Origin of the sequence: Oricola indica (assembly GCF_019966595.1) — a bacterium.
In the GTDB taxonomy this organism is placed as follows: domain Bacteria; phylum Pseudomonadota; class Alphaproteobacteria; order Rhizobiales; family Rhizobiaceae; genus Oricola; species Oricola indica.
In genome coordinates this window covers 46,047-59,385 of record NZ_JAINFJ010000011.1, presented here as the reverse complement: position 1 = coordinate 59,385, position 13,339 = coordinate 46,047, and the positions used below count along the sequence as shown (strand labels likewise).

8 protein-coding genes are annotated in these 13,339 nt (G+C 65.7%); 4 read left to right on the top strand and 4 right to left on the bottom strand.

The genetic code is table 11. From position 1 onward, the window contains the following. Position 1 precedes the first annotated feature (1 nt). A complete protein-coding gene (locus LC343_RS20765; RefSeq protein WP_223479098.1) occupies positions 2-3,385 on the bottom strand; it encodes an SIS domain-containing protein in 3,384 nt (1,127 codons plus the stop codon). Between the two features lie 509 nt (positions 3,386-3,894). On the opposite strand from LC343_RS20765, the gene LC343_RS20760 reads away from it, so the two are divergent. Continuing rightward, positions 3,895-5,304: a M20/M25/M40 family metallo-hydrolase gene (locus LC343_RS20760; RefSeq protein ID WP_223479097.1), complete on the top strand. Its 1,410-nt coding sequence runs from the start codon at positions 3,895-3,897 to the stop codon at positions 5,302-5,304. 4 nt (positions 5,305-5,308) lie between these two features. Here LC343_RS20760 and LC343_RS20755 read toward each other — a convergent pair whose 3' ends face one another. Beyond that, entirely contained in the window at positions 5,309-6,259 is a 951-nt protein-coding gene (locus LC343_RS20755; protein WP_223479096.1) for a LysR substrate-binding domain-containing protein, read from the bottom strand. Positions 6,260-6,415: 156 nt separating this feature from the next. On the opposite strand from LC343_RS20755, the gene LC343_RS20750 reads away from it, so the two are divergent. The 3 genes from LC343_RS20750 to LC343_RS20740 all read left to right on the top strand — a co-directional run bounded on the left by LC343_RS20750 (position 6,416) and on the right by LC343_RS20740 (position 9,601). Continuing rightward, on the top strand, positions 6,416-6,685 hold the full coding sequence (locus LC343_RS20750) for a DUF4242 domain-containing protein (RefSeq protein WP_223479095.1): 270 nt from the start codon (positions 6,416-6,418) through the stop codon (positions 6,683-6,685). 11 nt (positions 6,686-6,696) lie between these two features. Then, positions 6,697-7,317: a glutathione S-transferase family protein gene (locus LC343_RS20745; RefSeq protein WP_223479094.1), complete on the top strand. Its 621-nt coding sequence runs from the start codon at positions 6,697-6,699 to the stop codon at positions 7,315-7,317. A 106-nt stretch (positions 7,318-7,423) separates the two neighbouring features. Beyond that, positions 7,424-9,601 (top strand): transglycosylase domain-containing protein, encoded by a 2,178-nt coding sequence (locus LC343_RS20740; RefSeq protein ID WP_223479093.1) that lies wholly within the window; start codon positions 7,424-7,426, stop codon positions 9,599-9,601. A gap of 142 nt (positions 9,602-9,743) precedes the next feature. On the opposite strand, the gene LC343_RS20735 is transcribed toward LC343_RS20740, so the two are convergent. After that, the gene (locus tag LC343_RS20735) at positions 9,744-11,282 is read right to left on the bottom strand and encodes a tetratricopeptide repeat-containing sulfotransferase family protein (protein WP_223479092.1); all 1,539 of its coding nucleotides are present in this window, start codon (positions 11,280-11,282) and stop codon (positions 9,744-9,746) included. A 12-nt stretch (positions 11,283-11,294) separates the two neighbouring features. Beyond that, entirely contained in the window at positions 11,295-13,250 is a 1,956-nt protein-coding gene (locus tag LC343_RS20730; protein ID WP_223479091.1) for a tetratricopeptide repeat-containing sulfotransferase family protein, read from the bottom strand. Positions 13,251-13,339: the final 89 nt, after the last annotated feature.

Here is a 13,339-nt window from a genome sequence, read left to right as displayed (position 1 = left end):
CTTAGGCGCTCTGGCGTTCGTCGCGGCTGAGCGACGGGTCGAGCATCTTCGGCCGGAAGACGACGTTTTCGGGCGTCTCGCGCGCGATCTGGCGGGCAAGCGCCGCGGCTGCCTCCTCGCCGAAACTCTGCTCCCATTCGCGCAGCACCGGCTTGTAGGTGCCGAGCGCCGCCATGGCCGCCGACTTCTGATCGCGCGAGGCATGCGCCTGCAGCCTGACGGCGAAGCAGACCAGCGAGTCGACCTCCGAATAGGAGGCGTTGTTGACCGGCACGGCGAACACCGCCGCGTCGCCGAGGAAGCCGGCATGCAGCGCATGGTCGTCGAGCGCCGAGCCGATCACGCCGAGCGGCTTGGACGGTTGGGCGTATCCCGCCATCGCAGGCGACGGAGCCACCCCGGTCAGCCGGACGACCGGGCCGTCCTTCGTCTGGTCGACATCGAGAAGCGCCGTCCACTCGATCTCGTCGATCAGCCGCGAAACGGCCGCCAGCACCTTGCGGTTGTCGAAGGTCATGCGGCTGTCGGCAACGCCGAGTGACGACAGAGCCTCGCGGATCGACGATGAGAGCGCGTCTTCCGGGCGGCTGGTGCCGACCGTCACGGTCTTGGCCTGATGGCGGATCGTGTCGATCGGCCGCGAGGTTTCCTCGAATGTGTGGCGCACCGGTCCGAGCGCGGCCTGTGCCACGTCGCGGGCGGTCGCGGCGTCATTCGCGCGGCCGAGATCGCGCGAGAGTTTCGCCAGCATGGCGAGATCGTTCGCGCCGAGACCGGAATTGAACGCGCCCGCCGCACCCTCGTCGATGAAGGCGTCGAGCTTGTCGAGAAGCGCCTGCCGGTCCGCGCCGGGATCGTCCATCGCGACAAGGCCGATATCGGCCAGGATCGTCTTCAGGAGTTGCGCGGCGCGGTCGATGGCGCGGGCTGCGTGGAAGCCGAACATGTGGCCCGCGACCGTCGCCAGCACGAAGGCCAGATCGCCACCGATTTTCGGCAGGGCGATCACCCGTTCCGCATATTCCGCGAAGGCTGCGGCATCCGCGCCCTCTGTCGCGAACACGATCGGCCGGCCGTTATGCGCCTTGAAGATCGCCACTTCCTTGACCACGTCGCCGACGAGATCGCCGGGCAGGTCGTTGGCGACGACCAGCGTCAGCGGCTCGGTCGAAAGGTCGATATGCTTCTTGTCCTCGGTGTAGTCGACCGGGATCGACTTGTAGCAGAGCTCCGACAATTTGATGCGGATTTCCAGCGCCGCCGTGTGGTTCACGCCGGACCCGGTCACCGCCCAGTATCTTGCCTGCGGCGCGAAACTGCGGGCGCATTCGGCGATCTGCTCTTCCTTGTCGAGAACCTCGGCGATCAGCCGGGGCATGCGTTCGAGTTCGCCCATCTCGTAGGCGATCTCGATCTCCGTCATCGTGTTCAGAGCGTCAGCGAGGAAAAGCGCGGTCAGCTTGCCGGCCGTCAGCTGCGAATAGAACGCCTTGGTCGAGGCGACCGACATTTCCACGTCGCGGCCGTCGGAGGTGAACAGCACCGAATCCGCCTTGCGCACGAGATCGGAGTTGCGGCGGTTGACGATGGCGTGGATCGAGGCCCCGCGCTCGCGAGCGAGGTCGACGGCGCGATTCGTGTCGGTCGTGGTGCCCGACTGCGAAACGGCGATCACCAGCGCGTTGCGGAATTCATAGCTCTCGATTTCCGCAGACATTTCCGAGGACCGCAGGGCGATGACGGGAATGTCGAGCCGGCTTTCGTAGCCGAGCGCCTTTTCGATCAGATGCGCGATGCCGACGGCGGCAACGCCCGCCGTGCCCTGGCCGATCACGTAGACGCGGCTGATGCCGAGCGCGACGGCCTTGCGCATCGAGGCCCAGATATCGGTCGGCAACTCGTCGAAGGCGATCAGTCCGCCGTCGCGGCGGTAGCGCCCGCGCAGCGTCTTGGCCACGCTTTCCGGTCCATCATGGATTTCTTTTTCGAGATAGAACTCGAAGCCGCCGCGATAGATGTCGCGCGCGAAGATCTGGATCGGCTCCGGCTTGATCGCTGCCGGCGTGCCGTCGGAAACGCCGACCATTTCCGGCTGTGCGGAGTCGCCGGAAAGACGGATCACCGAACCGCCCGCGACCGAGCGGGCGAGGTTGTAGGAGGCGCGCGCCACGTTGCACAGCCCGTAGACCTCGGAGGCGAACATCCAGCCGTCGGCGAGCCGCGCCGCATGCAGGCCCTGGCCGGAGCCCTTCTGCGCGAGAAAGGCGTCGCCCGGCTGGCTGGGATCGATACAGCCGACCGCGATCGAGCCGTCGAGGCGGCGCACGGCGGTGCGGAACCGGTCCAGCATGTCGCCGGCATCCGCGCCGGCGCTGCGATGCGCGATCGGGATGATCTTGGCGTCGGTGGTGATCGACGGGTCGATGGCGAGCTGGCGATTTGTCACCAGTTCTGCGATCAGCTCCACGTGGTTGTCCACGTCGCCGTTCAGCGCGTACATCGCGCCCAGCGAAACGCCGGACTGGCCACTCTCGTCCTGTGCCAGCGACGGATTGTGCGGGTGGCAGTTGGCGACAGAGATCACGCCATGCGACGCCCAGCGTGTATGCGAGAGAACGCCCGCCCGTGTCGCGTCCGCGGCAAGCGCCCACAAAAGCCGGTCGGCGCGGATCGCCGCGCGCAGCGCCGCGCCGTTGTCGCCCAGTCGGCCGACGAGGTTGGCGGTCTTGTAGACGAAGGTCAGCGACCGCGTGCCGCCGCCATTTTCATGCACATAGACCGCGAGATGATCCGCATGCAGCGCCGAACACCGTTTGGCGAATTCTTCCGTCAGGTCGCCCGGCAGCGCGTCGACGCAATTCTCGGGAAGCTGGATCTGGATGGCGATGCCGGCCGAATCGCGGCCGCGAACCTCCAGCCGGTCGATCGCCCGCAGAACATGCTCGGCGGCAAGCGCCACTTTCGCGGCGTTGCCGCGCGCCGCGTCGATGCCCTCGGCGACGAGTGCGATTGCTTCGCCCGTCTGGGCGACGAGTTCCTCGCGCAACTGCCATTCATAGTCGCGCAGGCTCTCGATCAGCGGGTCGAGATCCGTGCGTCCTTTCTTGGACAGGTCGGTCAGGGCGCCCGCCTGTTTGCCCAGCGTGTCGGCAAGGGACGCGACGCCGGCCTTGAAATCCGCATCGAAGGCGATCCGTTCCGCCATCCGGAATGACATCAGCTCCGCGAACCGGTCCTGCAACGCGGTGACCGCGCCGTGCAGCGTCTCCACGGCGGCGAGGCCGGCGGGTGCCGCTGCTACATCGGCGGCGACCGTATCGAGCCAGCCGGTGTCTGCTTCATCTGCGCCGAAACGGCCGGTTACGAATCCTGCGATGCCACACATGTCATATTCCCGAAATATCCCGGCCGAAGAGAATCCCTTTGACGGAGCGAATCCTCTTCGATCTTGAAACGTCGCCCTTCGAAATTTCTCAAGCAAAATCCGGACCCGGCCGCACTCACTTGTTCTTGCATGATGTAACCTGCGAAATTGCGGCAGGCTCCATTTTTTCGTTTCGCGCCGGAGAAATCCGCTGGAAATCCAATGATAACCGGCGTTTTTCGAGAATCGACACTGCCGTTTTTGTGCCACACTCATATGTGAGATTTGGTTAATCGGCATATTGAGCCGATGTCCGGCTAAGGCCCGTCCCCCGCCGATCCGGACAGGTGGCAGCCTAATCCCCCTCTCCAGGCTGCCACTTTTAGAACCTTTTCGCTTAGCCGCCGTGCACGACCTCCGCACGGCGGCTTCATTTTTTCCGGCCCCCGGTTTCCCGCCACTTTACATTGCGCCGCGACGCGCGCAGGAATCGCCGCGATTCCAGCCCCAGACGTCCAGCGGAGATTGCCATGACCAGCGCGCATGCGGCCCACCCCCTCGATCCCGTCCTCAAGCGCATCGACGAAAACCTCGCCGACAGCCTTATGCGGGTGTTCGAACTGGTCCGCATCCCGTCCATCTCCACCGATCCGGCCTATGCCGCCTCCTGCCGCGAGGCCGGCGAATGGCTGGTCGCCGAGTTGACGGAGCTGGGCTTCGACGCCTCGCTGCGCGACACGCCCGGCCATCCGATGGTCGTGGCGCATCACGACGGCCGCAAGCCGGACGCGCCGCACGTGCTCTTCTACGGCCATTACGATGTCCAGCCGGTCGACCCGCTCGACCTGTGGGACAACGACCCCTTCCAGCCCGCGGTGCGCGACGGCGCCGACGGCGCCAAGATCATCACCGGACGCGGCATCGCCGACGACAAGGGCCAGCTGATGACCTTCGTCGAAGCCTGCCGCGCCTACAAGGAGGTTCATGGCGAGCTTCCCTGCAAGGTCACCATCCTGTTCGAAGGCGAGGAGGAGTCCGGCTCGGGCTCGCTGAAACCCTTCCTCGACGCCAATGCCGAGGAATTGAAGGCCGATTACGCGCTGGTCTGCGATACCTCGATGTGGGACGCGCGTACCCCCGCCATCTCGACCGGCCTGCGCGGTCTCGTCGGCGAGGAGATCACCGTCCAGGCCGCCGACCGCGACCTCCACTCGGGTTATTTCGGCGGCGCGGCGGCCAACCCGATCCATATCCTGTCGAAGATCCTTGCCGACATGCACGACGCCGACGGCAAGGTGACGATCCCGAATTTCTACGACGGCGTCGAACAGACGCCGAAGGAAATCCTCGACCAGTGGGAAAGCCTCGGCCAGACGGCGGAAACCTTCCTCGGCGAGGTCGGCCTGGCGATCCCCTCCGGCGAAAAGGGCCGCTCCGTGCTCGAACTCACCTGGGCGCGCCCGACCGCCGAGGTCAACGGCATCACGGGCGGCTACACCGGCGAGGGCTTCAAGACGGTCATCCCGGCCAAGGCGTCGGCCAAGGTCTCCTTTCGCCTGGTCGGCAAGCAGGACCCGGACGCCATCCGCGAGAATTTCCGCGAATTCGTGCGCAGTCGCATTCCCGCCGACTGCACGGTGTCGTTCCGCGAGCATGGCGGCTCGCCCGGCATCCAGCTCGCCTATGATTCCCCGGTCCTGCAAAAGGCGAAGGAAGCGCTGTCCGACGAGTGGCCCAACCCGGCCGTGATGATCGGCATGGGCGGCTCCATCCCCGTGGTCGGCGATTTCCAGACCATGCTCGGCATGGAATCCGTGCTTGTCGGCTTCGGCCTCGCCGACGACCGCATCCATTCCCCCAATGAGAAATACGCCCTCAAGAGCTTCCACAAGGGCCAGCGCTCATGGGCCCGCATCCTCGACGCGCTCGCCGAAGGGTGACGCGCTAACGGGCTGCGTCCGGCAACTGCAACATGCGGGCGACCGTCTGCTCGAATGAGCGGGACTGTTCGATCACCCAGTCGCGAAACCGCGATTTAAGCGGGCTCAGCCGTCGTCCGCTGACCGACAGCAGGCGGTAGCGATAGCCGGTCTCCATGTGGTTCGCGACGCCGAACGGCGTGACCAGCAGCCCGCTCTCGATGGCGTCATGGGCCTCGGTGATACCGCACAGCACCAGCCCGTGGCCGGCGATTGCGGCCTGCAGCCCCGAGCTGATCTTCGAATACCGCACCCCGCCGCCATCGTCTCCGTCGGCGATGTCGAACGCCCGGCACCAGTCGCGCCAGCCGGCCCATTTCGGATCGGGCGTCCTGTTGTCCAGATGTACGCGCGGTATTGCCGTCAGCGATGTCGTCTCCTCGGACAATCCATATTGCTCGCGAAACTCTGGCGTGCAGACCGGAAGCACGTAATCCCCGAAGAGATCGACCGCATCCAGGCCGTCTTCAGGCGGCGGGCTGTAGCGGATGGCGAAATCGAACCCGTCTGCGGCAAGGTCGATGCGCCTGTTGGCGGCGTTGAGGCGAAGATCGACGGCGGAATTGCGGCTGTAGAAATCCGAGATCCGCTTCGTGAACCAGTTCTCCGCGAAGGATTCGGGAAGCGTGATCGCGACGCGGTTGGACGCGCCGTCGTCTCTCAGTTCCGAAAGAACGCCGTCGATGATCGAGAAACCGGATGTCAGCCGCGCCTTGAGCCGGGCCGCATCGTCTGTGGGATGCGCGCCGGCCGATGTCCTCGAAAACAGGCTGCGCCCGATGAATGCCTCCAGCCCCCTGATCTGCTGTCCGACCGCGGCCGTGGTGACGCCGAGTTCGTCCGCCGCCGCGCGGAAGGAGCCGGTGCGCAGAACGGCCTCGAAGGCCCTGAGCGCGTTCAGATGAGAGAGTTTCATAGCTTCACGATAAAGATTTTCTTTCGTCGAGGCGAGATAAAATGACCTGAAATCCGGATCTCATGCTGCAATCATGGCGTTGTTGAAGGTTGCACCCATGCATGACGATAGAAATTGTTTTGGAAGGCGCAGCCGGGATCGAAGGAGAAGGCCGCCATGAAGAAATATGTGATCGAGCGTGAAATTCCCGGGGTCGGCGCCATGAGCGCGCAGGACCTTGCGGCTGCATCGGCGAAATCGAACGAGGCGCTGGCGCGGTTGGGCCCGACGATCCAGTGGCAGCATTCCTATGTCGCCGGCGACAGGACATTCTGCGTCTATCTCGCCGATAGCGAGGACGATATCCGCAGGCATGCCGAGGAAAGCGGGTTTCCCGCCAACCGGATCATCGAAGTGTCGACCATGATCGACCCGACCACCGCGTGAGGATGGAAGCGATGTATACGCTTTTTTGGGAACGCCTGTCCGGCGCGATCGCGCCGCAGGCGATGCTGGAAGAAATCGGCGCGGACTACCGGAAGGTTTATGTCGACATGGCCGCCGGCGAGCATCGGGGCAGCGCCTTTCGCGAGATCAATCCGGCCATGCGGGTGCCAGCCCTGCGAATGCCCGATGGCGTGGTCATCGGCGAGACGGCGGCCATTGCGCTCGTTCTGGGGGAACGGCACCCCGAGGCGGGGCTTGTTCCCGCTGTCGGAGACGCGGACCGGGCGATCTTCCTGTTCTGGCTGATGGCGATGGCGACCGGCGGCTACCCCGTTTTCTCGAGGGCATGGCATCCCGAACAGTTCACATTCGACGATGCGGCCAACGAGACCGTCAGCCTTGTCGCGCTGAAGCAACTGGACGAGTTCTTCGCCATCATCGACGGCGCCATTGCCGGGAAACCGTATTTCCTTGCGCGTGGATTTACCGCGCTGGACATATACCTGACGATGCTCACCGAGTGGATGTCGGACAAACCGGCCCTGTTCGCGGCCAATTCGAAAGTTGCCCGCTTGTGCAGCGCGGTGGCTGAACGGCCTGCCTATCGGGCGGTGATGGAGCAACACGCCTGAGCGCAATTCGAACCATTCCCTTCATCGTCCCTTAACTCTGCCTTAAATCGCCGCATTTAGGGTTCAGGCGCCGTATCTGTTTTGCGTAACGGACCTGATTTCGCCCATGGCCAGCCGAAAGAAACCGAAAAGCCGCGTCGAACCGCGTTTCGACGATGCGCCGAAGCGCAAGCGTTCGGCCGGTCTGACGGCGACTGAAGATGATCGCGCCGCGCCGCCGCGCCGCAAGAAGCCGGCCGTCAAGCGCAAGGCGTCCGGCGCGCGCAAACCGAAGAAGAAGACCGCCCGTTCGCGCCGCGCGCGGCTGGGTCTCACCGGCCTGATCGGCGGTCTCGTCTACTGGTCCTTCATCATGGCCATCTGGGGCGGCGTCGCTGTTGCCGGGGTCGTCGCCTGGTATGGCGCGCAGATGCCCTCCGCGACCACCTGGGAAATCCCGGACCGGCCGCCCAACGTCAAGATCGTCGCCGTCAATGGCTCTCTGGTCGCCAATCGCGGCGCCACCGGCGGCGAGGCGCTCGGCATCCACCAGATGTCGCCCTATATCCCGCAGGCGGTCGTCGCCATCGAGGACCGGCGCTTCTATTCGCATTTCGGCGTCGATCCGATCGGTCTCGCCCGCGCCATGGTCGCCAACGTCATGGCGGGCCGGCTGGTGCAGGGCGGTTCCACGCTGACCCAGCAATTGGCCAAGAACATGTTCCTGTCGCCGGACCGCACGGTCGGCCGCAAGGTGCAGGAAGTGCTGCTCGCCGTCTGGCTGGAGAGCAAATACACCAAGAACCAGATCCTCGAAATGTATCTGAACCGGGTCTATTTCGGCTCCGGAGCCTATGGCGTCGAGGCGGCGTCGCGGCGCTATTTCTCCAAGTCCGCCCGCGACGTGACCCTGCCGGAAGCGGCGCTTCTCGCGGGTCTCCTGAAAGCGCCGTCGCGGCTGTCGCCCGCCCGCAATCCGCATCTGGCCGAGGAACGCGCCCAGATCGTGCTGGCCGCCATGCGCGAGCAGGGCATTGTGACCGACAGCGAAATGACGGCGGCCCTCACGCGCCCCGCCACCCGTGCCGCAGCCTACTGGACCGGCTCGGAAAACTATGTCGCCGACGCGGTGATGGAGGAACTGCCCGAACTGATCGGTGAGATCCGCCAGGACGTGATCGTCGATACCACCGTCGATCTCGTGCTGCAGAAATTCGGCGAAAACGCCATTCGCAACCTGATCGCCACGGAAGGCGAAAGCCGCAAGGTCGGTCAGGGCGCGCTCGTCTCCATCGACAACACCGGCGCGGTGCGCGCCATGGTCGGCGGTTACGATTATGCCAACTCCCAGTTCGATCGCTCCACCGAGGCGAAACGCCAGCCGGGCTCCGCCTTCAAGCCCTTCGTCTACGTCACGGCGCTGGAACAGGGCATGACACCGGATTCCGTGCGCAACGACGCGCCGGTGAAGATCGGAAAATGGTCACCGGAGAATTACGGCGGCAAGTATCTGGGGCCGGTGACGCTGGAGACGGCGCTGTCGAAATCGCTGAACTCCGTCGCGGCCCAGCTCATCATGGAGGTCGGTGCCGGCAATGTCGTCAAGACCGCCGCGCGCATGGGCATCCATTCGAAGCTGGAACCCAACGCCTCGCTGGCGCTGGGCACCTCCGAAGTCACGCTGATGGAGCTGACATCGGCCTATGTGCCCTTCGCCAATGGCGGGTACCGCGCCGATCCCTATGTTATCCGCCGTGTCACGACGCTCGACGGCAAAGTGCTTTACGAGCACACGGCCGACAACATGTCCCGCGCCATCTCTCCCGGCGTTGCCGGCATGATGAACCGCATGATGTCGAAGACGGTCACCGAGGGCACGGCCCGCGCCGCCCGTTTCGACCATCCCGCCGCCGGCAAGACCGGCACCAGCCAGAAATCGCGTGACGCATGGTTCGTCGGCTACACCGCCAATCTGACCACCGGCGTCTGGTTCGGCAATGACGACGGCTCGCCGACCAACAAGGTCACCGGCGGCTCGCTGCCGGCACAGGCGTGGAAGGCCTTCATGGTCGAGGCGCATGAGGGCGTTCCCGTGGCCCGTCTGCCGGGCTATCGCAGGAACACGGTCACCCCGGCGGCGCGTCCCGCCGCACCGCGCGAGGATGTCCCGATGTCGCAAAACGTCTTCCCGCCGAAGCCCGACCGCACCCCGACCGCATCGACCGGCGCGCCGCGCCCCAAGGTCGGTGTCGGCCAGAACGACGGCGGCGGGCGCACGGTGCTGGATATCCTGCTCGGCCGCTGACGCGCTAACCCAGCGCCTTGACCAGCGGCTTGAGGTGCTTTTCGTATTTGCGCCACGCAGCCGAACTGCCCGAATACATTCTGCGGCGGACTTGCGCCGCGCTGGCCGTCGAGACGGTGCGCCGTGTCTCGTGGAAGGCGAGTCAGCGCGGGTCCCAGTCGAGGCCGCACAAGTCGAGGAGCCGGCGCGTTTCCGCTTCCTGGTTTTCGGTCAGCGCCTCGTAGTCGATATGGTGGATCCGGTCGCCGAAGCGGTCTCGCCAGAAGGCCATCAGGTCGCGGTAAAGCCCGTAATATTCCGCGATGGCGTCCAGATCGAAGCTGAATTGCAGCCCGCGCGACGGGAAGAAGGTGCGGTAGATCGACCATGCCGTGGCCACCGGGTCGCGTGCGACATGGATGATCGTCGCCTCGGGAAGCGCTGTCGCGATGAAGCCGATCCAGCGGAAATTGAGCGGCATCTTGTCCGTGATGACGGGTTCTGCGACGCCGAGACCGTCAAGCGCGCCGAGATAGCGCTCCCTGATCTCCGCCGGCTCCGCCGTGTCGAGACGCATGCCGGAGAGCGTCGGCCGGACGGCCTGCCGGAGGAATTGCAGTTCTCCGCCGCCGTGCACCTGCGGATGGCTTGCCAGCACCTGCTCTGTGAGCGAGGTCCCCGAACGCGGCATGCCGAGAATGAAGACCGGCCGCTTGCCCGTCGTCTCCGCCGGCAGGACCGGGTGGTCCTTGTCGAAATGCCCCTTGATCGCGGCAAAGAGTTTTTTCTGGTCCGGCATCGGGTCTGGGAAGGCGTCCCGCCGCAGCCGGTTCCCGGCGTCGAAATGCGCGAAGGCCTTGTCGGTCTCTCCGGTGTCGTCCAGCGCCTTGGCGAGCGCGAAATGGACCTGCGCCCGGTCCGTCGCGGTGTCGGATGCCAACAAGGTCTCCATCACGCCGATCTGCGGATCGTCGGGCGCGTAGGTCTTGATGATGCTCAGATTGCGGTGGGCGTCGGCCTGGCGCGGGTTGATCCTCAGCGCGGCCTCGAAATCGGCGGCGGCCGCGTCGAGACGCCCGAGATGGCTGTAGGCATTGCCGCGATTGTTCAGCGCTTCGGCGAATTCCGGTCGCGCCGCAAGCGCCCGGTCGAGATAGGCGAGCGCCTCCTCCTGCCGGTCGAGCGCGTTGAGCGCATGGGCGTAATTGTTGAGCGCGTCGGGATGGGCCGGATCGAACGTCAGCGCCTTGTCGAGATGGGCGATTGCGTCGCCGGGATGGCCGGTTGCCGTCAGCGCTGCGGCAAGATTGTTCAGGATGTCCGGCGAGTTCGGCGAGAGGTCGAGCGCCCTTCGGTAGCAGGCGATCGCCTTGTCCTGCGCGCCGAGACCCGCATGGCAGGCGCCGGCGATAGTGTGCGGGAATGCGACGCCCGGATGCAGCGCGGCGAGCGCGGTCGCTTGCGCCAGCGCCTCCTGCAAATGGCCCTTCTGGTAGAGCGCCAGCAGCGCATTTGCCGTTTCGCGGGTGAGGGCGGGGCCGCCGTGCCGCGCCTTTGGCTGCGACAGCGCCTTCAGACCGTCAAGCGCGCGCCGGTTGTTGGGGAACCGCGCCAGAACCGAGCGCAGAAGCTGTTCGGCGTCGTTCGTCGCGCCCTTGCGGGCAAGCGATTGCGCCTTGCGCAGTGTCTGGTCGACGGACATGACGCGCTCCGCTCAGCTGCCCTGGCGACGGGCCCAGGATTCCAGCAGCGGGAAAACCGGCTCGATCTGCATGCGGTAATCCTCCCAGCGGCCCACGCGGTCCGCGAAAAGGGGTTCGGGCACGGCCCGCGCCGTGCCGCCCGGGTCGACCCCGAGGAAGCGCGCCAGCGCCGCCGTCTCGTCCGTCGGATTGGCCAGCAGCTCTTCATACCGGATTTCATGGACCGCAAGCGCGAGCCTGTAGCGGTAGCATGTCCACAGCCGCATCGCCCGGTCATAGAGCGTCGCGCCCGTCTCCAGCTCGAGGAAATTCCCCATGATGTCGTCCGTGGCGGATGCCCCGGTAAAGCAGGACAGAACGCAATCGCAGGGGTGCCGCAGCGCCATGACGAAACGCGCCCGGGGGAAAACCCGCTCGATCAGGCCCGCGCTCGCCATGTTGAGCGGCAGGCTGTCGATCACCGTCCCGTACCCGGTCTCCAGGTCGAGATGCCGGTCCAGTTCCTCGAAATAGACGCCGCGCAGGAAGTCGATGTCGTCCGCGGTCAGCATCTGCAGCCGCTCGCGGTCGGGACTCTCGCCAAGCGCCTGCGCCATACGCGCGACCATCGGCTTGTTCTCCAGCAGCGCGATGTCCGGATGGCCACGCAATATCGCGCCGAGCCGGTCCGTGCCCGATTGCGGGAACCCGACAAGGAAGACCGGCGTGCGCGGATGCGCCGCCACGACGTCCTCCCAGGGTGCGCCGTCCGTTTCCGAGAAGGAGGCGGCGAGGTCTTCCAGATCGCGCATGTATCGCACCGGGTCGGCGGTGCGGGCCGCCGGTTGCGCGTTGCGGCGCCCATTGAGCGCTGCATGGTGCTTGAAGGCGGCGTCGAAGTCGCCGAGCCGCTCGCAGCTTTCCGCAAGCAGGGAAAGCCGCCCGTCGGCCATCTCCCGCGAGAGACTGTCCGGCGGCATGCGGTCCAGGCAACGCCGCGCCGTCGCGTGGTCGCCATCCAGCGCGGCCAGCCGCGCGATCCGGTAGAGGATGCGCGGATCGTCTTCGCCGCATGATTTGCGCGCCGCCGACACGGCATTCCGCAGGTCTTTGTCGAGGTCGCTGCGTTCCAGCAAGCCGCAAAAGGCGTCATGCGCATCGACGTTTCGCGGCTCGATCCTGATGACGTGTTCGAGGCAGCGTATCGCGGCCCCGGTCTCGTCCAGCTGCTCAAGCGCCGCCGACAGGGCGATAAACCCCGGCACATGGCCATTGTCGATGGCCAGCGCGCGATGACAGGCTTCCGCGCCTTCCTGCGCCCGGCCGAGCCGGATCAGGCAACGCCCGAGCTTTGCGTGGGCTTCGGCCATGTTCGGCCGCGCCTCGATGGCCGTCCGATAGGCGTCCGCCGCCTCTTCGTACTCGCCGCACTGCATCAGCGCATCGCCGAGCCTCGCATGCGCCTCGGCGAAACCCGGTCGCAATTCGCACGCGCGCCGCAAACTGCCGACCGCTTCCCGGTGGCGTCCGAGCGCTGCGAGCGCGATGCCGAGATTGTTGTGGGCTTCCGCGAAATCGGGCTTCAGCGTCACGGCCGTCGCGAGGTTGCCGATCGCCTCTTCATGGCGGCCGATCCTGTTGAGCGCATCGCCCAGATTGTTGTGGCCTTCCGGGCGATTCGGCCGAAGCGCGATCGCGCGCCTGTAGCTGCCGATTGCCTGGTGGCTTTGGCCGAGCGCGCTGTGAATGGCGCCCGCGAGATTGTGGAGGAGGGGGAGGTTGTAATGCACCGCGATCAGCTCGCGGGTCTTTTCGAGCGCCTCTTCGTAGCGGCGGTCGCGATACAGGCCGAAAACCTCGTTGGCCTGCTGCTGTGTCAGGGTAGGGCCGACCGGCGGAGCGCCCGGCATTGCGCCGGTCGTTTGCTGGCCTTGTGTCGCCTCGTCCGGTTGAACCGTCCGGCCGACGGAATGTAATTGCGCCGTCATCGTGCCGGGAGCGCCCTCCCTTGTGTGTCTGTCACATGACAATGACAGTATTTCCTTGCCCGAAACTGCCCGGCTGGCCGGGCCGCCGG

Bases quoted from the DNA above. Each gene is read 5' to 3' on its own strand.
- LC343_RS20765 (WP_223479098.1), bottom strand. From the start codon at position 3,385: ATGTGTGGCATCGCAGGATTCGTAACCGGCCGTTTCGGCGCAGATGAA.
- LC343_RS20760 (WP_223479097.1), top strand. From the start codon at position 3,895: ATGACCAGCGCGCATGCGGCCCACCCCCTCGATCCCGTCCTCAAGCGC.
- LC343_RS20755 (WP_223479096.1), bottom strand. From the start codon at position 6,259: ATGAAACTCTCTCATCTGAACGCGCTCAGGGCCTTCGAGGCCGTTCTG.
- LC343_RS20750 (WP_223479095.1), top strand. From the start codon at position 6,416: ATGAAGAAATATGTGATCGAGCGTGAAATTCCCGGGGTCGGCGCCATG.
- LC343_RS20745 (WP_223479094.1), top strand. From the start codon at position 6,697: ATGTATACGCTTTTTTGGGAACGCCTGTCCGGCGCGATCGCGCCGCAG.
- LC343_RS20740 (WP_223479093.1), top strand. From the start codon at position 7,424: ATGGCCAGCCGAAAGAAACCGAAAAGCCGCGTCGAACCGCGTTTCGAC.
- LC343_RS20735 (WP_223479092.1), bottom strand. From the start codon at position 11,282: ATGTCCGTCGACCAGACACTGCGCAAGGCGCAATCGCTTGCCCGCAAG.
- LC343_RS20730 (WP_223479091.1), bottom strand. From the start codon at position 13,250: ATGACGGCGCAATTACATTCCGTCGGCCGGACGGTTCAACCGGACGAG.